Below are 18257 nucleotides of genomic sequence, written 5' to 3'. Positions count from 1 at the left end.
GAGGCAACGTTTCCTCCCATGACCACATCAGAGAACACACTCGCAGCCGTCCCAGCCGCGGATGAAGCACAAGCACAGCAGTGCTTCGACGAGCTCATCGCCGAAGACTCCCGCATCGAACCCACCGACTGGATGCCGGCTGCCTATCGCAAGACCTTGACGCGCCAGATTTCCCAGCACGCGCACTCCGAGATCATCGGCATGCAGCCGGAGGCCAACTGGATTAGCCGCGCTCCTTCGCTCAAGCGCAAGGCCATCCTCATGGCCAAGGTGCAGGATGAGGCCGGTCACGGTCTCTACCTCTACTCCGCTGCGGAGACCTTGGGAACGCCGCGCGATGAGCTGGTACAACAGCTTCTCGACGGCACCGCCAAGTACTCCTCCATCTTCAACTACCCGGCGCGCACGTGGGCCGACATCGGCGCCATCGGTTGGCTGGTGGATGGCGCCGCCATCTGTAACCAGGTTCCGCTCTGCCGCGCCTCCTATGCTCCGTACGGCCGCGCCATGGTGCGCATCTGTAAGGAAGAATCCTTCCACCAGCGCCAAGGCTGGGAGATCCTCTACGAGCTGTCCCACGGAACACCAGAGCAGAAGCAGATGGCGCAGGAAGCTATCAACCGTTTCTACGGCCCAGCACTGCAGATGTTCGGCCCGCCGGATGATGACTCCCCCAACTCCAAGCAGTCCATGGCATGGAACATCAAGCGCTTCTCCAACGACGAGCTGCGCCAGCGCTTCGTGGACATGATTGTTCCGCAGGCCGAGGTCCTTGGCCTGCACTTCGAGGACCCGGACCTGAAGTGGAACGAAGAGCGCGGCCACTATGACTTTGGCGAGCTCGACTGGTCCGAGTTCAAGGCCGTCATCAAGGGCGAAGGCCCCTGCAACGTGCAGAGGATGCAGCGTCGTCGCCAAGCGCATGCCGACGGCGCGTGGGTGCGTGAGGCTGCCGCAGCCTACGCCGAGAAGCATGACGCAGCTGATACCTCGCTCATCGCTTAACGCCTAAGCACACTGCCCCACCAGCTTCAAGACTTTAAGGAAGATTCCATGTCCAGCTCTAACTGGCCCATGTGGGAGGTCTTTGTACGTTCCTCCCGCGGCCTCTCCCACGTCCACGCCGGCTCGCTGCACGCACCGGATGCCACGATGGCCCTGCGCAACGCCCGCGACCTCTACACCCGCCGCAACGAAGGAACCTCCGTGTGGGTTGTGCCTAGCGAGGCCATTGCCTCCTCCGACCCCGACTCCAAGGGCGGATTCTTCGAATCCCCGCAGGGCAAGAGCTACCGACACGCCACGTACTACGACAAGTCGGAAGGAGTGCCGCACCTGTGACCGGATTTGCAGCCGCCGATTCTGCGACCAAGCAATCGCAAGGCAACGGCATCACCGCAGAAGACATCGCCGCCTCCGGCGCAGTCGCGCCCGAGGACACTGCTCGTTATGCACTCATGTTGGGCGATGATGCTCTCATCTTGGCCCAGCGCCTGGGCTGGTGGATTTCGCGGGCACCAGAGATGGAGGAGGATATCGCCCTAGGCAATATCGCCCTCGACCTCATCGGGCACGCCCGCTTCCTACTGACCTATGCCGGCACCGCGTGGGGCAAAACCGAGGATGACTTGGCCTATTTCCGCAACGAGGAGGAGTTCCGCTCCGCCCGCCTGGTCGAACAGGAAAACGGCGACTTCGGCTACACCATCGCCCGCCAGTTGCTCTTTTCCTATTACCAATACGGGCTCTACACCGCCCTGCTGGAGTCCAAGGATGAGACGCTAGCAGCTATCGCTGCCAAAGCCCTCAAGGAAGTTGAGTACCACGTCGACCACGCCAACCAGTGGATCCTACGTCTCGGCCTCGGCACCGAAGAGTCCCACCACCGAATCACGGAGGGCCTGATGTACATGTGGCCCTACCTCGACGAGCTCTTCGAGGACCTCCCGCTCCACGAGAAGCTGGCGGCAGAAGGCATCGCCGTCTTGCCGTCGAGCCTGCGCGCGCAGTTCGATGAGCGCATCACCTACGTCCTCGACAAGGCAGGTCTGGCCATCCCGGACGTCAAGCAGGCCCGCTCCGGGCAACGCACCGGGCGCTTTTCCGAGCACCGTGGCTTCATCCTCGCGGAGATGCAGTCCCTAGCTCGCCAGCACCCAGGCGCAACCTGGTAAAGAACAGGAAAGGACCAAGGTTTCATCGTGTCCATCACTGATAAATCTCACCCGCTGCGTCCCTCGCAGCCTGACGACGCCCTCGTGTGGGACGTCGCCGCCGAGGTGCCCGATCCGGAAATCCCCGTCATTTCCATCGCCGACCTTGGGATTCTTCGGGATGCACGCCTAGAGGGCGATACTGCGGTGGTCACGATTACCCCGACCTATTCCGGCTGCCCCGCCATGGAGCACATCACGACAGACATCACCACAGCGTTGACCGAGGCCGGTTACGCGAAGGTGCGTGTCGACCTCGTGCTCCACCCTGCGTGGAACACCGACTGGATGACGGAAACCGGCCGACGAAACCTCAAAGACTATGGCATTGCGCCTCCCAGCGGTACAACCCGGGCCACGCCGGAGGGTCCCATCCCTCTCACACTCGAGCCGCCACCTGCCATCGAATGCCCCCACTGCGGCTCGCGCCGCACACGTAAACTTGCCCAATTCGGTTCCACCTCCTGCAAAGCCCTCTACAACTGCCAGGACTGCTTGGAGCCCTTCGATTACTTCAAGGTGCACTAATGACCACGACCCCGTCTGCCCCCGCAAAGAAGAAGGCCACGTTCAACACCCTGACCGTGTCCGAGGTGCGCGCCCTGACTGAGGACTCAGTGGAGGTTTCCTTCGCTATCCCTCCGGAACTCCAAGACGACTATGACTACATCCCCGGCCAGTACGTTGCCCTGCGGGCGATCATCGACGGCCAGGAAGTCCGCCGCTCCTATTCCATTTGCGATGTACCTCGCGACGGCATTCTGCGCGTCGCTATCAAGCGCGACCGCGGTGGCGTGTTCTCCACGTGGGCCAACGACACTCTGCAGCCCGGCGACACCATGGACGTGATGAACCCGCAGGGTGCGTTCACCTCGAAGACCCATCTGACCGGTCTCAACAATCCTGAGGCTGTGCGCGAAGAACTCGAGAAGCTAGAGAATCCCCACCTCGTAGCGATCGCCGCGGGATCCGGAATCACGCCGATCATGGCCATCGCGCAGACCGTGCTCCACACCTCCCCAGACACCACATTCGAGCTCATCTTTGCCAATAAGGGCGGCGGCGACGTCATGTTCGCCGAGGAGATCGGTGACCTCAAGGACAAGTTCCCCACGCGCTTTGCCGTGCACCACGTCCTCTCCCGCGAGCAGCGCGTCAACCCGCTATTTTCCGGGCGCATCGACGCTGAGAAACTTCAGACCCTGCTGGATAACGTGGTGCGCACCGACAACGTCGACGAATGGTTCCTCTGCGGCCCCTTTGAGCTGGTGCAGCTGGTGCGCGACGAGCTGGCCAGCCGCGAGGTAGGTGAGAAGGACGTGCGCTACGAGCTGTTCACCACCGGCAAGCCCTCCGGAGACCAGAACCAGGCTGGACGCCACGTCGAGGTGGATCCGGAAGGCGATAACATCACCATCAATTTCCAGCTCGATGGCCTCTCCGGCTCCGTTGAGTCTCCGGTTTCTGCCAACGAATCCCTGCTCAACGCGGCCCTGCGCGTGCGCTCTGACGTCCCCTTTGCCTGCGCTGGCGGTGTATGCGGCACCTGCCGCGCCAAGCTGGTCGAGGGCGAAGTCGACATGGCAGAGAACTACGCGTTGGAGACCGACGAGGTCAAGGCTGGCTATATCCTCACCTGCCAGTCGCGCCCCACAACACCGAACATCGTCCTCGACTTCGACGCCTAGGAGAAATACCCATGATTGACCTGCACCACGACGCCGAAGCCGGAGTCGTTGAGCTCGTACTCAACAACCCGAAGGCCCTGAACTCTCTTGCGGAGGAAGACCTCGCCGAGCTCTCCCGCTCCCTCGATGAGGCCGCGGCCCTCAGCCCCCGCGCGCTCATCCTGCGCGGCGAAGGCAAGGGTTTCTGCGCCGGCCGCAACATCAAGGGACTCAATCCGCGTGAGGACGATGCCACCGCATACCTCGCGGACGTTGTCACCCCCGTGCTCAAGAAGATCGATACTTTCCCTGCGCCTACCTTCGCCTCCGTGCACGGCCCGTGCCTCGGCGTGGGTCTCGGCCTCGCCTTGGCGTGCGATGTCGTGTACGTCGCCGAGGATGCCAAGTTCGGCTCCCCGTTTGCCAACCTGGGCGCCACCCTCGATTCGGGCGGCCACTCCCTCTTCGTCGAGCGTCTAGGAACGCACCGCGCGATGGACCTCGTCATCACCGGCGAGCTCATCTCTGGAGCGGAGGCGGTACGCGCGGGGCTCTTCTCTCGTGCGGTGCCGGCGAAGGAGCTGCTGGAGTTTACCCGGGGCGTCGCCCAGCGCGCAGCCCACGGCGCTACTCAGGCATTCCTCACCAGCCGCACGCTGGTCCAGGATATCCGCGATAACGGCACCGGACTGTGGGCCAGCGTCGATGCCGAGAACATCGCCCAAGGAAAACTCTGCGATACCGAGGACTATTACGAAGGCTTCGCAGCCTTCAACGAGAAGCGCCCACCGGTCTTCCGCGGACGCTAAAACCTCAAGACCTTCCACAACACACATCAGCTAACCCACCACAGCTAAGGAATCACATGACTGCATACCTGGTATCCGGCTTCCGCACCCCCGTGGGCCGCTACGGCGGCGCACTGTCCTCGGTTCGCCCAGATGATCTCATGGCCACCGCCATCAAGAAGACGGTGGATGAGGCTGGGCTCGACCCCTCCGCGGTGGATGAAGTCATCATCGGCAACGCCAACGGCGCGGGTGAAGAAAACCGCAACGTCGCCCGCATGTCCTGGCTGCTCGCTGGGTTCCCGGACACCGTTCCAGGCATTACGGTCAACCGCCTGTGTGCTTCGGGCATGTCCTCGATTGCCCTGGCCACCGCCTTCGTAGAATCCGGCCAAGCGGATGTTGTCATCGCCGGTGGCGTCGAATCCATGTCCCGTGCCCCCTGGGTCATGGAGAAGCCAAACAAGCCTTTTGCCAAGCCAGGACAGGTTTTTGATACCTCCATTGGCTGGCGCTTTGCCAACCCGAAGTTCGCGGAGCAGGAGAAGATGACCTACTCCATGCCGGAGACCGCCGAGGAAGTGGCCAACGTCTTCGGTATTAGCCGTGAGGACGCCGATGCCTTCGCCGTGCGTTCCCAGGAGCACGCGCTTGCCGCCATCGAAGCCGGAAAGTTTGCCAGGGAAATCGTGCCCGTCGAGGTCACCGACCGCAAGGGCAATGTCACAGTGGTCGACACCGATGAGGGCCCCCGCCCGGGCACCACGATGGAAGTCCTGGCCAAGCTGCGCCCGGTGACCTCTCTGGGTGACGTCACCACGGCGGGCAACGCCTCCTCGCTTAATGACGGCGCCTCCTGCGTCATTGTCGCCTCCGAGGAGGCCCTCAAGAAGCACAACCTGACCGCACGCGCCCGCGTGGTAGCCAACTCTGCGCGCGGTGTGCGCCCAGAGATCATGGGCACCGGCCCTATCCCGGCGACCCGCGATGTGCTGGAGCGCGCCGGCTGGGAGCTGGATAGCGTGGATGCCATCGAACTCAACGAAGCTTTTGCCTCCCAGTCCATCGCTTGCATCCGCGAGCTGGGCTTGGACGAGGACAAGGTCAACACCTGGGGCGGCGCCATTGCGCTGGGTCACCCGCTGGGTTCCTCTGGCTCCCGCATCACCTTGACCCTGCTCAACCGCTTAGAAACGGACGGTCTGAGTCGCGGCATCGCCACCATGTGCGTGGGCGTAGGCCAAGGCACCGCGATTGCGATTGAGAGGGTCTAAATGACGACTGCCATTGAGATTTCAACGCGCGGCGAGAACGACGAGATTGTCGTCGCCAAGCTCAACCGCCCCGCCGTCCGCAATGCCATCGATGAGCAGATGGTGAGAGAGTTCCACGAACTCTGCGCGCAGCTCGAGTCCGCTCCCCGCATCCTCATTATCACCGGCTGCACCGTGGACACCGCGAAGGGCCCCTGCGGGATCTTCGCCTCTGGGGCGGACATCGCGCAGCTTCGTGAGCGCCGCCGCGAGGATGCCCTGCGTGGCATAAACTCTGGCATTTTCCACCGCATCGCTTCTCTTCCTTCCCCCGTCATCGCGGCAGTGGATGGCTACGCTCTCGGTGGCGGATTGGAGTTGGCGCTGGCCGCGGACTTCCGGGTTGCCACTCCTTTTGCCAAATTTGGCCAGCCGGAGGCCGGCCTGGGTATCGCCGCCGCCGCGGGGGCCACGTGGCGCCTCAAGGAGTGCGTGGGTACCCCGTTAGCGAAGGAGATTCTGCTGGCCGGACGCATCCTCAACGGCGAAGAAGCCCTGACCAACCACCTGGTCAGCGAGCTGCACGAACCGGACGCGCTTGTCGACGGTGCCCTCGCCCTCGCCTCCCGGATTGCTCAGCAGGACCCGCTGGCCGTGCGCTTGACCAAGCAGCTCATCTCTATGCCTGATGCGGCGCACCCGGCAGTAGACAACATCGCCCAAGCGGTGCTCTTTGAGTCCCCCGCCAAGTTTGAGCGGATGCAGGCCTTCCTGGACCGCAAGAAATAAACCTTCCACTCACAAGGAGATTCAACTCATGTCCCCAGTACTGCAGGTTCCTGCCAAGGTTGGCGTGCTCGGTGGAGGCCGGATGGGCGCGGGCATCGCCCACGCCTTCCTAGCCTCCGGCGCGTCCGTGACCGTGGTGGATATCAGCGAGGATGCCGTTGCCGCCGCTCGCGAGCGCGTGCACAAGGCCATCCGCGGCTCCCTCGACCGCGGGGCGGAAGGCACCTTCGAATCCTGGGATGAGCGGCTCAGCTTTTCCACCGCCGCCTCCGCCTTTGCTGGTTTCGACCTCGTGGTTGAGGCAGTTCCGGAATCAATGGATCTCAAGGTAGCCGCCTTCCGGGATATCGCCGATGCGGCCCCTCAGGCCGTCGTCGCCACGAATACCTCCTCGCTGTCGGTATCGCAGCTGGCGGAAAGCATCCCCAACGACGTCATTGGCCTGCACTTCTTCAACCCGGTCCCAGCTTCCAAGCTGGTGGAAGTGGTGGTTGCCGAGTCCACGCCGGAGGCGCTCGTAAACACCGCCAAGGGCTGGGTCGAGGGCCTGGGTAAGACCGCAGTGGTGGTCAAGGACGCCCCTGGCTTCGCTTCCTCCCGCCTGGGCGTAGCCATTGCGCTTGAGGCCATCCGCATGGTGGAGGAAGGCGTGGCCTCGCCGCGCGATATCGACAATGCCATGGTGCTGGGCTACAAATTCCCCATCGGCCCGCTGGAGCTGACCGATATCGTGGGTCTGGATGTGCGCCTCGGCATCGCTGAATACCTCGAATCCCAGCTAGGTGAGCGCTTTAGCCCACCGCAGCTCATGCGCGACATGGTCGCCCGCGGGGAGCTGGGCCGCAAGTCCGGCAAAGGCTTCTACGACTATTCCGAGTAACCGTGCTCTTCTCTGCCTGGCTCTGGCGCCACAAAGCGATAACCCAAGCCGGGCTCTGTGAGCAGAAAACGTGGGTGGGCGGGGTCATCCTCCAACTTGCGCCTCAACTGGGAGGTGTAAATGCGGAGGTAGTGCCCCTGCCCCTCAAAGCCGGGACCCCAGATCTCAGAGAGCAGGTCCTCCTTGCGCACCAAGCCACCGTGGGCGCGAAGTAGCGTGGTGAGCACGCCCCACTCGGTGGGTGTCAGATGCAGCGGCTCGCCACCTTTGGTGATGGAATGGTGCGGAACGTCAATCACGATATCCCCGGCGCGAACCACAGCGATCTCAGTGCGCCTCACCGGACTCTGTGGGCTACCATGCCGCAACGCCACTCGCACACGGGCTAGAAGCTCCTCCATAGAGAAGGGCTTGGTCACGTAGTCGTCCGCGCCGCGGTCGAGAGCTGCGGCGCTAAACAGCGGATCGGAGCGCGCCGTCAGGATGATGACCGGTACCGCAGACCACCCGCGGATTCCTTCCAACACGACGGTGCCATCCATATCCGGCAGCCCCATGTCCAAAATCACAACGTCTGGCTGCTGCTGCGACACCACCTGTAGTCCCTCTGCGCCTGTACGCGCCTGGTGAACCTCGTAGCCACGAGCCTTGAAGTTGATACTCAGCGTGTTAAGCAGGCGGGGGTCATCGTCCACAATGGCGATGCTGGTCTTTTTCGTCGTCATTTTTGTTCTCCTCCCGCGACGGGAAACCGCAATATAAAGGTTGCGCCCGGGGTGGCAGCCACCTCGATGCTACCGCCCATGGCCTCTACAAAGCCTTGGACAACAGAAAGGCCAAGGCCTACACCGTTGTCGTTGCTGGTATCACCCAAACGCTGAAACGCTTGGAACAGTTCCTTCTGCTTCTCCGGTGGGATGCCCGGGCCCTCATCGACAACGATCAGTTCTACCTGTTCGGTGGTGGTCTGGGCGCTCAAGGTAACGTCGCCGGTTGGAGCATAGCGCAAGGAGTTATCGAAGAGATTGGCCAAGACGCGCTCCATGAGCGCCGTATCCGCGCAGCACGTAACTCCACGCACGCTAGGGTCAAGGTGAATGCGCCCAATTTGCTCTCGGGAATGCCCGAAGGCACAGGAAGCAATGGCACGATTAGCCACTTCGGCTACGTCGACGATGTCTCGGCGGGCGGTTATGGCGCCGGCTGTGAGCCGGGAGTAATCCAGCAAGTTGGTTACCAATCCGGTAAGCTCCTCGATGCTCGCCGCAGTTTCTGCCAAAAGCATGTCCTGGTCTTCGGGAGTGAATTCAATGTCAGCGTTGCGCAACGAGGACACCGCCAACTTGGCCGTGGCCAGCGGGGTACGCAGGTCGTGGCTCACACTAGACAGCAGCGCTCGGCGCAACTCGTCAGCAGCGGCTATCGCATCTGCGCGCGCGGCCTCAGCAGAGAGCTTTTCGCGGCGAACAATGCCTGCGAGATAGCCCGCTACCACGGTGACCAGACCTCGGTCACGAGCAGACAATGCCGGGCCCTCGAGACGCAGCTGAACCGTGCCATCTGCGCTCGCAACAACGGTGTCCACTTCCTGTTCATGGCGCACTTTTTCGGGAATATGAAGGTGTTTCGAGGTGCGTTCGGGGGTAGCTGCGCGCCACGTGGCAAGAACGTCACCGTTTTCATCCAGCAGCTCTGCTCTACGACAATTAAAAGCCTCCCCCACCTTGCGCATCACGGCATCTTTAGGGGAAGAATCCGCGCGGCGATTCAAGGCGGCGCGGGAAAACACCGTGAGTAGCTCGGCATCGCGCGCAGCAATAGCCGCGTTCGCACGCTCAATCTTGGCGCGGCGCACGAGGATGCCGACGGCCAGCGCAATAGCCACCATGACTACGGCGATCACGGCGTTAGCGGGATCAGCAATATCGAAGGTATGGATCGGTTCGGTGAAGAACCAGTTGACCGCTAGGCCGGAAGCCACTGCCACCACTACGGCCGGCCACAGGCCTCCCAGCAAACTGACAAGCAGGATGAGTGCAAAGTAGAACGCGGAACAAGTACCTGTTCCCAAATCCTGGCCGTCCGCCTGCACCAACAGCGCAGTGAGCCCGACGAAAGCTAACGCTGAGCTAAGCCACGCGATGGCACGCTGCGGGAAGGGGCGGAAAGGATGCAGCATCCGTGTGAGCGGAAGTGGTTTTTCCGGGGGAAGGTTGACTATGTGGCAGTCAATCGAGCCGGATTCACGCAGCACCGTTTCCGCTACCGTACCGTGCCAGTGCACGCCGAAACGACGCCGCGGCGAGACCCCCACTACGAGCTGGGTGGCGTTGACACTCCGGGCAAAATTAAGCAGGGCTTCTGGGACGCTGTCCCCGGTAACCTGGTGCAGTCGTGCGCCCACATCCTGGGCTAAGGACTGCAGCCGGGCGAGCTGTTGCGCTGATCCCCCCACCGAGGAGGAACGAGAGGTGAAGGAATCACCGAAAACAACGTGGACCACGTGCAATTCCGCCGAGGATTTTGTCGCGATGCGCCGTCCGCGGCGGATAAGAGTCTCAGCATGGGCAACGTTTTGGATGGCCACAACCACCCGCTCACGCGCTTCCCACGTTTCGGTGATTTTCTGATCCGAGCGATAAGTGATGAGTGCCTCATCAACCTGATCCGCTAGCCACAGCAGTGCCAACTCGCGCAGCGCGGTGAGATTTCCCACGCGGAAGTAGTTGTTGAGTGCAGGCTCAATGCGTGCCTCGCGGTACACGTGGCCGTCGCTCAGACGGGTGCGCAACAGCTGTGGGGAAACGTCAACAAGCTCGATCTCATCGGCAGCACGTACTACCTCGTCCGGCACCGTTTCCTGCGGCGCGATGCCCGTGATCTGCTTGATAACGTCATTGAGACTCTCCAGATGCTGGATATTGAGAGTCGACATGACGTCAATTCCGGCGTCCAGGATCTGCTCAATGTCTTCCCACCGCTTCTCGTGAACCTCGCCGCGCGGATTAGAGTGCGCGAACTCATCGACGAGAACGATCTCCGGGTGCCGCTGGATAACCGCCGCGGTGTCCATTTCACCCGCGGAAATGCCCTCGACAGCGCGCCTCGGAACAATCTCCAGACCCTCGCACAGGGCCTTGGTGTACGCGCGCCCGTGGTCTTCCACGACCCCAACGACAACGTCGCGGCCTTGGTCGACCAGCGTGTGCGCTTCACTGAGCATGGCGCAGGTTTTGCCCGCGCCGGGAGCGGCGCCCAACAGAATCTTCAGGGTACCGCGTTTGACCCGCGTCGGGGGTGTCGTCGGTTCGGTCAACATTGCTTCATCTTATGAGCTGATCTTTATGAGCAGGGGGTAGGCGTGGGCAATGCAATGTTGAGTGTGGTCACATTTACCGTGTCCTCGCCCAAGAAACCCAGGCTGGCATGCTCAGTATTGTCTGCAATCAGCTTCTTCACGTCTTCGACGCTCATACCCTGTTCTCGGGCCACACGCGGAGCCTGCAGCTCCGCGTACTCAGGACTGATGCCGGAATCCACGCCGGAACCGGAGCCGGTAACGGCATCGGCAGGCACGTGTTCCACTGATACGCCTTCGCGCTGAGCAATCTCCTCTCGGCGTTCCCGGATGGCCTTCTCTAGCTCCGTACTTGATGTGCCGTAGTTACTCATACCTTCCGCGCGGGCGAAGAAGTAGGGGCCATCTTCCAAGCCATCCTGAATCTGAGTGGAACCGACCAGGCATTCACCCTGGTAGATAAGGTTTCCATCGGCAGATTTCGGGGTGATGCGAGATATTCCCCACACCGCGGCCGGATAGATCATGCCCAGCGCGACGACGCATAAGAGCACGGCGACGAATCCGGCGATGAGATTACGCAGATAAACACGCATTATTGCTTCCTTTTTCTTTGCAGGTTTTCTTTATAGGCCTGGAAGGAGGGAGACGACATGGTCGATAACCCAGATGCCGATGAAGGGGGTAATAACACCGCCGAGACCCCAGATGCCGAGGTTTCGACGCAACAGTGAGGACGCAGAGGCGGGCTTGTAGGACACACCCTTGAGCGCCAATGGGATGAGCGCGACGATGATGAGCGCGTTGAAGACAACTGCGGAAACAATGGCGGACTCAGGGGAATGCAGGTGCATGACGTTGAGGCGCTCCAAGTGCGGCAACTGCGTGGAGAAGAGCGCCGGCAGGATGGCAAAGTACTTCGCCAGGTCATTGGCCAAGGAGAAGGTAGTCAACGCGCCGCGGGTGATAAGCAGCTGCTTGCCAATTCGAACGACATCGATGAGCTTTGTCGGGTCAGAATCCAAGTCCACCATGTTGGCAGCTTCCTTCGCCGCGGAGGTACCAGTGTTCATGGCCACGCCCACGTCCGCCTGGGCCAGCGCCGGGGCGTCGTTAGTACCGTCACCGGTCATGGCCACCATGCGGCCTTGTGCTTGCTCCTCACGGATGCGGGCGAGCTTGTCCTCCGGAGTAGCTTCGGCGATGTAATCATCGACGCCGGCTTCCTTGGCAATGGCGGCTGCGGTCAGCGGGTTGTCACCGGTCACCATGATGGTCTTGATACCCATCTGACGCAGTTCAGCGAAGCGCTCGGCCATGCCGGGTTTGACGACGTCACTCAGTTGCACCACCGCAATAACCGTGCGGCTGCCATCGGATTCTTCCACGGCGACAGGCAGCGGGGTGCCACCGTCTTGTGCAATTCGGGTTACGGAATCCTCGATCTCTTGCGGCCAGGTGCCACCTGCTTCAGTAACCCACTTGCGTACGGCATCGCCAGCGCCCTTGCGCAGCTTGCGGTGAGCCAGGTCAAGGCCGGACATCCTCGTCGACGCGCTGAATGGAACGACCTCCGCACTCCGCGCTTCTGCATCTCCTTCGCTGGACAGAGAGTAGTTTTCAGTCAGCCAGGCCACAATGGAACGGCCTTCTGGGGTTTCATCCGCTAGGGAGGAAATGCGAGCAATCGCTGCAGCCTCGCGCTCGTCAACGCCCGAAGCCACAATCAGGCCGGTGGCCTGGCGGTTTCCGTAAGTGATGGTGCCCGTCTTGTCCATGAGGAGCGTGGCGACGTCACCAGCCGCCTCCACCGCACGGCCGGAGGTGGCCAGAACGTTGTGACGAACGAGGCGGTTCATACCGGCGATACCAACTGCCGAAAGTAGGGCGGCAATGGTGGTAGGGATTAGGCAGACCAACAGAGCGATAAGGGATAGTGGCGAAAGCTCCGCGCCGGTGAATAGACCCATCGGGGCAAGCGCAGTGACGGCGACGAGGAAGAGGATGGTCAGCGTGGAGAGCAGGATGCTCAGCGCAATCTCGTTCGGAGTCTTGCGGCGTTCCGCGCCCTCCACCAAGGCGATCATGGTGTCAACGAAGGTGGAGCCCGGTTCGGAGGTGATTTTGACCTTGATGGAATCAGAGAGCACCACGGTGCCGCCGGTCACGGCACAGCGGTCACCGCCGGCCTCGCGTACCACAGGGGCCGACTCACCAGTAATAGCCGATTCATCCACGGTGGCAGCACCTTCGATGACGTCACCGTCACCCGGGATGGTCTCCCCTGCTTCTACACGCACGATGGCACCCTTGGTCAGCTCGGACGCGGGGACCACTTCAATGCCAGAGTCAGTAATGAGATTGGCAGTTGCATCATCGCGCACAGAGCGCAGACTGTCTGCTTGGGCCTTGCCACGGCCTTCGGCATATGCCTCGGCGAAGGCGGCAAAGGCAATGGTGAACCACAGCCATACCGTCACGACCCATCCGTAAAAGCTGGGGTTGAGGATGGACCACACAGTGGTCAGTGCCGCGCCTACCCACACCACGAACATCACGGGGTTGCGTGCTTGGGCGAGCGGGGACATTTTGCTCGGCAGCGTTTTCAGCGCCGCAGCCGCGAGGCCACTGCTCTTCTCCGGAGCGTTGCGGTGAGGAGTCTTATCCGGCTCAGCGGTGATGGTTTGGGTTGTCATGATAGTGCCTCCGAAATGGGACCCAGGGTGAGGACAGGGAAGAAAGTGAGCGCTGCAACCAGCAGGATTACTCCGATAGTCAACAGCGAGAAGGTAATGCCGGAGGTGGGTAAGCTGCCTGCAGTGGTGGCCTGGCGCTTCTGTCCTGCCAGGCTTCCGGCTAGGTAAAGGGCGAAGACGATGGGCAGGAAGCGGCCCAACAGCATGGCCAAGCCCAAAGTGATCTGCCACCAGGGCTCAGTCACCGTCAGTCCAGCAAAAGCAGAACCGTTGTTATTCGCCGCCGAGGTAAAGGCGTAGAGAACTTCCGACAGACTGTGGGCATTATCAGCCGTGCCCGGCGCACCGAAGTTGGTCGCTGAAGCTTCCACGAGTTTGCGCTGCGCCACGGAAGCGCCGACGCCCACGAGGACCAGAACCGGCATGGTGAGGATGTACAAGCTAACCGCTGAAATTTCCTTGCGGCCAATCTTGTTGCCCATAAATTCCGGTGTGCGGCCCACTAGGAGGCCACCGATGAACACAGCGAGGATGGCCACAACCAACAGGCCATAGAGGCCAGTACCCACACCGCCCGGCGCGATTTCACCCAGCAGCATGTTGAGGATGAGCAGACCACCGCCCAGTGGCGAATAGCTATCGTGCATCGAATCCACCGCACCCGTCGAGGTACCCGTGGTAGACACGGCGAACAGTGCTGAGGCATCAATGCCTAGCCGCTGTTCGATACCTTCCATGTTGGCGCCTGCCAACTGAGACGCACCGCCGACAAGGGTGTGCTGTGCCCAAGTCACCAGAACAACCATCACGGTCCACAAACCACCAGCCACGCTGAGCAGCGTCCACGCGTGCTTCTGCGACTTGAGCATCACACCATACGTGCGAATCATGCAGAAAGAGATGACAAGCAGGGAGAAGATCTCCACCAAGTTGGTAAAGCCGGTCGGGTTCTCAAACGGGTGCGCAGAGTTGGCACCGAAGATGCCACCGCCGTTGGTGCCCAGGAGCTTAATGGCTTCCTGGCTGGCCACGGGAGCACGGGAAATATCTACACCGGACTCCGTAACCAGGTTCGAGCCAAAGGTTTGCATGGTTCCGCCGAGGACGAGCACGGTGGAGATGAATAGCGACAGGGGAAGCAGGATGCGGACGAGGCCGCGGGTGAGGTCCACCCAGAAGTTGCCGATGAGGTGCTGACCATTCTCGGTTGCCAACGTATCGCGGCTATAACCCAAGTGACCGATGCCGCGGATCAAGGCGACAGCAACACACATGCCCACTGCGGCTGAGGCGAAGTTTTGCACGGTCAGGCCCAGCATCTGCGAAGCGTTCGTCAGAGTGTCTTCACCGGAATAGGACTGCCAGTTGGTGTTGGAGGTAAAGGAAGCCGCGGTGTTGAAGGCCATCCACGGCTCCACGGCTTCCTCGCGGGGGTTTCCAAAACTTGGCAACACCGCTTGGAGCCGCTGCACTGCGTAAAGGACGAGGACTGAAGCCAGGCTGAAGCCCAGCAGAGCGCGAGCGTAGTTCTTAGCGTTATGGCCCCGGTTAGGGTCAATACGCAAAATTCTGTACACAAGGCGCTCCACGGCCCAGTCTTTTTCAGAGGTATATGTGCGGGCCATCCAATTGCCCAGCGGCACGTACGCCGCCGCTAGAAGTGCAAGGAGGGCAAGATACTGCGGCGCCACCGCCGCAATGCTAGCGATCATGCGAAACGCTCCGGGTCAATAAGGGAAATGATGAGATAAGCCACGAGCGCGACAACAATGATGAGCCCGAAGACTGCTGTGATGGTGTTCATGTTCTACGCGTCTCCGTCCATAAACTCGTTGATGGAGGAAGGACCGCTGAACGCAAGGACCACGATCACAATGACCAGAATGTCCAACATGTGGGAGAGACCCCCTTGGGTGAAAGCGATACTAGGTGTGCCCGGTGCCCCAAAGCACCAAGCGCCGGTGCATAGTGCACCTGCCGAGCAATGACGTTAGGCCCGTTCTCCCTGGGACCTACCGGTTATTTGCGGCTTCTTTACGCCTCTCTACCCCGATTTTTACGCTTTATTTACAGCCACCTTTACCCCCGCCTACTTAGGGTCAACGAGCGCGTTCGTAATGCGCGCCGTACACAGCCTCCTCCCCTCGTCATCTGTAATGACGATCTCGTGGGAGCACAGCGTCTTGCCCAGCTTGATGGCGGTGGCCGTCGCCATCACCAGATCCGAGCGCCCGGAAGCGTGGTGCGTCGCGTTGATGTCCACGCCGACGGCGACCTTGCCCAAAGTTGAAGCGTGAATCACTGCCGCCCAGCTACCGACAGCCTCAGCTAGACACGCCATGGCTCCGCCGTGGAGCAGACCGAAAGACTGGGTATTTCCCTCAACCGGCATGGTGGCAACCACGCGCTGAGCCGACTCTTCGAGGATTTCGACACCCATCTTCTTATCCAGCTCACCCAACTGAATCTTCCATACCTCTGCGGCCATGCAATTCTCCTTACGTGCTCCTAGAAATGTGACGCAGACTATACTAGCCTGTATTTACTGACCAACCGTTCGGCAACTAATGGAAAGGCTAATCTTTTCGCTATGACTGAAGCCCTCGTCCCCAGCTACCTCTCCGGCCAGTGGCTCACCCCGGACAATCCCTCGCGCGTTGCTGACGTGCACGACGCCTCCACCGGTGACGTCGTCGCCAGGGTTAGCGCCGAAGGCCTCGACATCGCCGGCGCCATCGATTACGCACGCAACACCGGGCGCGAAGGGCTGCAAAAGCTCACCTTCCACGAGCGCGCCCTCAAGCTCAAAGAACTGGCTATCTACCTTCAGGATCACCGCGAAGAGCTCTACGAATTGGCCAACAAGGCCGGCGCCAACAAGCGCGATAACTTCGTCGATATCGACGGCGGTATCTCCACCATGTTCACCTTCTCCTCAAAGGGCCGCCGCGAGATGCCCAACTCCACCGTCATGCCGGATGGTGAGGCAGAGGTCTTTTCCAAGGACGGCTCCTTCATTGGCCGCCACATCTACACCTCTATCCCTGGCGTAGCAGTACAGATCAACGCCTTCAACTTCCCCGTCTGGGGCATGCTGGAGAAGTTCGCCCCGGCCTTCATCGCGGGCGTGCCTTCCATTGTGAAGCCCGCTACGCCGACCGGCTACATCACCGCGGCTTGCGTGCGCCTCATGATTGATTCCGGGATCCTGCCGGAAGGCAGCCTGCAGCTCATCTCCGGCTCCGCCCGCGACCTACTGGATCACCTGGACTACCGCGACCACGTGGCCTTTACTGGCTCTGCCGATACTGCGAATACTCTGCGCGCACACCGCAACGTCATCGAGGGCGGTATCCAGTTCAGCGCGGAGGCCGACTCCCTCAATGCCGCCATCTTGGGTACCGATGTCACCGCAGATTCCCCGGAGTTCGACGCATTCGTCAAGGCAGTCTTCGGCGAGATGACCTCGAAGGCGGGCCAGAAGTGTACCGCCATCCGCCGCGCTATCGTTCCGCATGCGCTTGTCGACGCCACCATTGAAGCCCTCAGCGCACGCCTTAGCGACAAGGTCGTGGTGGGCGATCCGCGCGATGCCTCCGCCACCATGGGCCCGCTGGTCTCTGCGGATCAGAAAGCGGACGTCGCAGAGGCCGTTGAAAAGCTTAAGGCAGGCGGCGGCGAGGTAGTCTACGGCGACGAGGAGGCCGAAGGAGCTTTCTTTAACCCCACCATCCTGCGCTTTACCGATAACCGCGCTCCAGCCGTGCACGACACCGAGGCTTTCGGCCCCGTCGTCTCCTTCCTGAGCTATGACTCCCCCGCTGAGGCCGTCGAGCTCGCCGCCCTAGGCTCTGGTTCGCTGGTCGCCTCCGTGATTACCCACGACCCGCAGCTAGCCCGCGAGTACGCTCTGGGCATCGCCGCCCACCACGGCCGCCTGCACTTCCTTGACCGTGACGACGCGAAAACCTCCACCGGTCACGGCTCTCCCCTTCCGCACTTGGTCCACGGCGGCCCAGGTCGTGCCGGTGGCGGCGAAGAGCTGGGTGGCGTGCGCGGCATCCTGCACTACATGCAACGCACCGCCATCCAGGGAACCCCGGACCACCTCACCGCAATCACAGGCCAGTGGCACCGCGGCGCCGCTGTGCAGCGCGTGACCCGCGCCGACGTGGAGAATGGCCAAGGCACCCACCCCTTCCGTAAAGACCTGGCCACGCTGCAGATTGGTGACCAGTTCGCCTCCGATCTGCGCCACGTCTCCCTCGAGGAAATCCTCGAGTTCGCAGAGAAAACCGGCGATACCTTCTACGCCCACACCGACGAGGAAGCCGCCACAGCTAACCCCTTCTTCCCGCGCCGCGTCGCACACGGTTACCTGCTGGTTTCCTGGGCAGCTGGGCTCTTCGCGGAGCCGGCACCGGGCCCGGTCTTGGCCAACTATGGCCTGGAGAACCTGCGCTTCATCACGCCGGTGACCTATGACGATTCCATCCGCGTGGAGCTGACCGCCAAGCGCATCACCCCGCGCGTGACCGATGACTACGGTGAGGTCTGCTGGGACGCCGTCCTCTATAACCAGGAGGATGAGATTGTGGCGACCTACGACGTTCTGACCCTCGTGGAGAAAGTCAACACGACTTACGCCTAGGTCTCGACCTCGATCTCTCGCT

17 protein-coding genes are annotated in these 18257 nt (G+C 61.5%); 10 read left to right on the top strand and 7 right to left on the bottom strand.

The window, feature by feature from the left end:
- The first annotated feature begins 18 nt into the window (after positions 1–18).
- The 9 genes from paaA to I6J72_RS11840 are packed head-to-tail and all read left to right on the top strand — an operon-like array spanning position 19 to position 7590.
- A complete protein-coding gene (gene paaA, locus I6J72_RS11880; RefSeq protein ID WP_204099332.1) occupies positions 19–1005 on the top strand; it encodes a 1,2-phenylacetyl-CoA epoxidase subunit PaaA in 987 nt (328 codons plus the stop codon).
- 48 nt (positions 1006–1053) lie between these two features.
- Positions 1054–1341, top strand: coding sequence for a 1,2-phenylacetyl-CoA epoxidase subunit PaaB (gene paaB / locus I6J72_RS11875; protein ID WP_039672784.1), 288 nt, complete (start codon positions 1054–1056; stop codon positions 1339–1341).
- A complete protein-coding gene (gene paaC, locus I6J72_RS11870; protein WP_204099331.1) occupies positions 1338–2174 on the top strand; it encodes a 1,2-phenylacetyl-CoA epoxidase subunit PaaC in 837 nt (278 codons plus the stop codon). Before paaB ends, paaC begins: the two co-directional genes overlap by 4 nt.
- A 27-nt stretch (positions 2175–2201) precedes the next feature.
- On the top strand, positions 2202–2741 hold the full coding sequence (gene paaD, locus I6J72_RS11865) for a 1,2-phenylacetyl-CoA epoxidase subunit PaaD (RefSeq protein WP_204099330.1): 540 nt from the start codon (positions 2202–2204) through the stop codon (positions 2739–2741).
- Entirely contained in the window at positions 2741–3901 is a 1161-nt protein-coding gene (paaE, locus tag I6J72_RS11860) for a 1,2-phenylacetyl-CoA epoxidase subunit PaaE (protein ID WP_204099329.1), read from the top strand. Before paaD ends, paaE begins: the two co-directional genes overlap by 1 nt.
- Before the next feature lie 11 nt (positions 3902–3912).
- Positions 3913–4689 (top strand): enoyl-CoA hydratase/isomerase family protein, encoded by a 777-nt coding sequence (locus I6J72_RS11855; RefSeq protein WP_204099328.1) that lies wholly within the window; start codon positions 3913–3915, stop codon positions 4687–4689.
- A gap of 56 nt (positions 4690–4745) precedes the next feature.
- On the top strand, positions 4746–5942 hold the full coding sequence (locus tag I6J72_RS11850; protein WP_204099327.1) for an acetyl-CoA C-acyltransferase: 1197 nt from the start codon (positions 4746–4748) through the stop codon (positions 5940–5942).
- Positions 5943–6710, top strand: a complete 768-nt coding sequence (locus tag I6J72_RS11845) for an enoyl-CoA hydratase/isomerase family protein (protein ID WP_204099326.1) — start codon at positions 5943–5945, stop codon at positions 6708–6710. It begins immediately after the preceding gene.
- A gap of 28 nt (positions 6711–6738) precedes the next feature.
- The gene (locus I6J72_RS11840) at positions 6739–7590 is read left to right on the top strand and encodes a 3-hydroxyacyl-CoA dehydrogenase family protein (RefSeq protein WP_204099325.1); all 852 of its coding nucleotides are present in this window, start codon (positions 6739–6741) and stop codon (positions 7588–7590) included.
- Here I6J72_RS11840 and I6J72_RS11835 read toward each other — a convergent pair.
- The 7 genes from I6J72_RS11835 to I6J72_RS11805 form a co-directional block, all read right to left on the bottom strand.
- The gene (locus I6J72_RS11835) at positions 7578–8315 is read right to left on the bottom strand and encodes a response regulator (RefSeq protein WP_204099324.1); all 738 of its coding nucleotides are present in this window, start codon (positions 8313–8315) and stop codon (positions 7578–7580) included. The genes I6J72_RS11840 and I6J72_RS11835 overlap by 13 nt on opposite strands.
- Entirely contained in the window at positions 8312–10909 is a 2598-nt protein-coding gene (locus I6J72_RS11830) for an ATP-binding protein (protein ID WP_204099323.1), read from the bottom strand. Before I6J72_RS11830 ends, I6J72_RS11835 begins: the two co-directional genes overlap by 4 nt.
- Positions 10910–10932: 23 nt before the next feature.
- A complete protein-coding gene (locus I6J72_RS11825; RefSeq protein ID WP_115024107.1) occupies positions 10933–11484 on the bottom strand; it encodes a potassium-transporting ATPase subunit C in 552 nt (183 codons plus the stop codon).
- Between the two features lie 30 nt (positions 11485–11514).
- Positions 11515–13584: a potassium-transporting ATPase subunit KdpB gene (gene kdpB / locus I6J72_RS11820; RefSeq protein ID WP_070533697.1), complete on the bottom strand. Its 2070-nt coding sequence runs from the start codon at positions 13582–13584 to the stop codon at positions 11515–11517.
- Positions 13581–15293 carry a potassium-transporting ATPase subunit KdpA gene (kdpA, locus tag I6J72_RS11815; RefSeq protein WP_370552174.1) on the bottom strand — a complete coding sequence of 571 codons (1713 nt, stop codon included), beginning with the start codon at positions 15291–15293 and terminating at the stop codon, positions 13581–13583. The genes kdpB and kdpA overlap by 4 nt, the downstream gene beginning before the upstream one ends.
- On the bottom strand, positions 15293–15388 hold the full coding sequence (gene kdpF / locus I6J72_RS11810) for a K(+)-transporting ATPase subunit F (protein ID WP_070669783.1): 96 nt from the start codon (positions 15386–15388) through the stop codon (positions 15293–15295). The genes kdpA and kdpF overlap by 1 nt, the downstream gene beginning before the upstream one ends.
- Before the next feature lie 285 nt (positions 15389–15673).
- A complete protein-coding gene (locus I6J72_RS11805) occupies positions 15674–16072 on the bottom strand; it encodes a PaaI family thioesterase (RefSeq protein ID WP_204099322.1) in 399 nt (132 codons plus the stop codon).
- A 102-nt stretch (positions 16073–16174) separates the two neighbouring features.
- Here I6J72_RS11805 and paaZ point away from each other — a divergent pair, with 102 nt between their 5' ends.
- Complete coding sequence (gene paaZ / locus I6J72_RS11800; protein WP_204099321.1) at positions 16175–18235, top strand: phenylacetic acid degradation bifunctional protein PaaZ; 2061 nt, start codon at positions 16175–16177, stop codon at positions 18233–18235.
- The last annotated feature ends 22 nt before the right edge of the window (positions 18236–18257 follow it).

This window comes from Corynebacterium sp. FDAARGOS 1242 (assembly GCF_016889985.1).
Taxonomy (GTDB): domain Bacteria; phylum Actinomycetota; class Actinomycetes; order Mycobacteriales; family Mycobacteriaceae; genus Corynebacterium; species Corynebacterium minutissimum_B.
This window is presented reverse-complemented; position numbering and strand designations above follow the sequence as displayed.

What these genes read in the sequence shown, in the direction of transcription:
- I6J72_RS11835 (WP_204099324.1), bottom strand. Translation starts at nt 8,315, where the DNA reads ATGACGACGAAAAAGACCAGCATCGCCATTGTGGACGATGACCCCCGC.
- paaE (WP_204099329.1), top strand. Translation starts at nt 2,741, where the DNA reads ATGACCACGACCCCGTCTGCCCCCGCAAAGAAGAAGGCCACGTTCAAC.
- I6J72_RS11805 (WP_204099322.1), bottom strand. Translation starts at nt 16,072, where the DNA reads ATGGCCGCAGAGGTATGGAAGATTCAGTTGGGTGAGCTGGATAAGAAG.
- I6J72_RS11845 (WP_204099326.1), top strand. Translation starts at nt 5,943, where the DNA reads ATGACGACTGCCATTGAGATTTCAACGCGCGGCGAGAACGACGAGATT.
- I6J72_RS11855 (WP_204099328.1), top strand. Translation starts at nt 3,913, where the DNA reads ATGATTGACCTGCACCACGACGCCGAAGCCGGAGTCGTTGAGCTCGTA.
- I6J72_RS11830 (WP_204099323.1), bottom strand. Translation starts at nt 10,909, where the DNA reads ATGTTGACCGAACCGACGACACCCCCGACGCGGGTCAAACGCGGTACC.
- paaA (WP_204099332.1), top strand. Translation starts at nt 19, where the DNA reads ATGACCACATCAGAGAACACACTCGCAGCCGTCCCAGCCGCGGATGAA.
- paaB (WP_039672784.1), top strand. Translation starts at nt 1,054, where the DNA reads ATGTCCAGCTCTAACTGGCCCATGTGGGAGGTCTTTGTACGTTCCTCC.
- kdpF (WP_070669783.1), bottom strand. Translation starts at nt 15,388, where the DNA reads ATGAACACCATCACAGCAGTCTTCGGGCTCATCATTGTTGTCGCGCTC.
- I6J72_RS11850 (WP_204099327.1), top strand. Translation starts at nt 4,746, where the DNA reads ATGACTGCATACCTGGTATCCGGCTTCCGCACCCCCGTGGGCCGCTAC.
- I6J72_RS11840 (WP_204099325.1), top strand. Translation starts at nt 6,739, where the DNA reads ATGTCCCCAGTACTGCAGGTTCCTGCCAAGGTTGGCGTGCTCGGTGGA.
- kdpB (WP_070533697.1), bottom strand. Translation starts at nt 13,584, where the DNA reads ATGACAACCCAAACCATCACCGCTGAGCCGGATAAGACTCCTCACCGC.
- I6J72_RS11825 (WP_115024107.1), bottom strand. Translation starts at nt 11,484, where the DNA reads ATGCGTGTTTATCTGCGTAATCTCATCGCCGGATTCGTCGCCGTGCTC.
- paaZ (WP_204099321.1), top strand. Translation starts at nt 16,175, where the DNA reads ATGACTGAAGCCCTCGTCCCCAGCTACCTCTCCGGCCAGTGGCTCACC.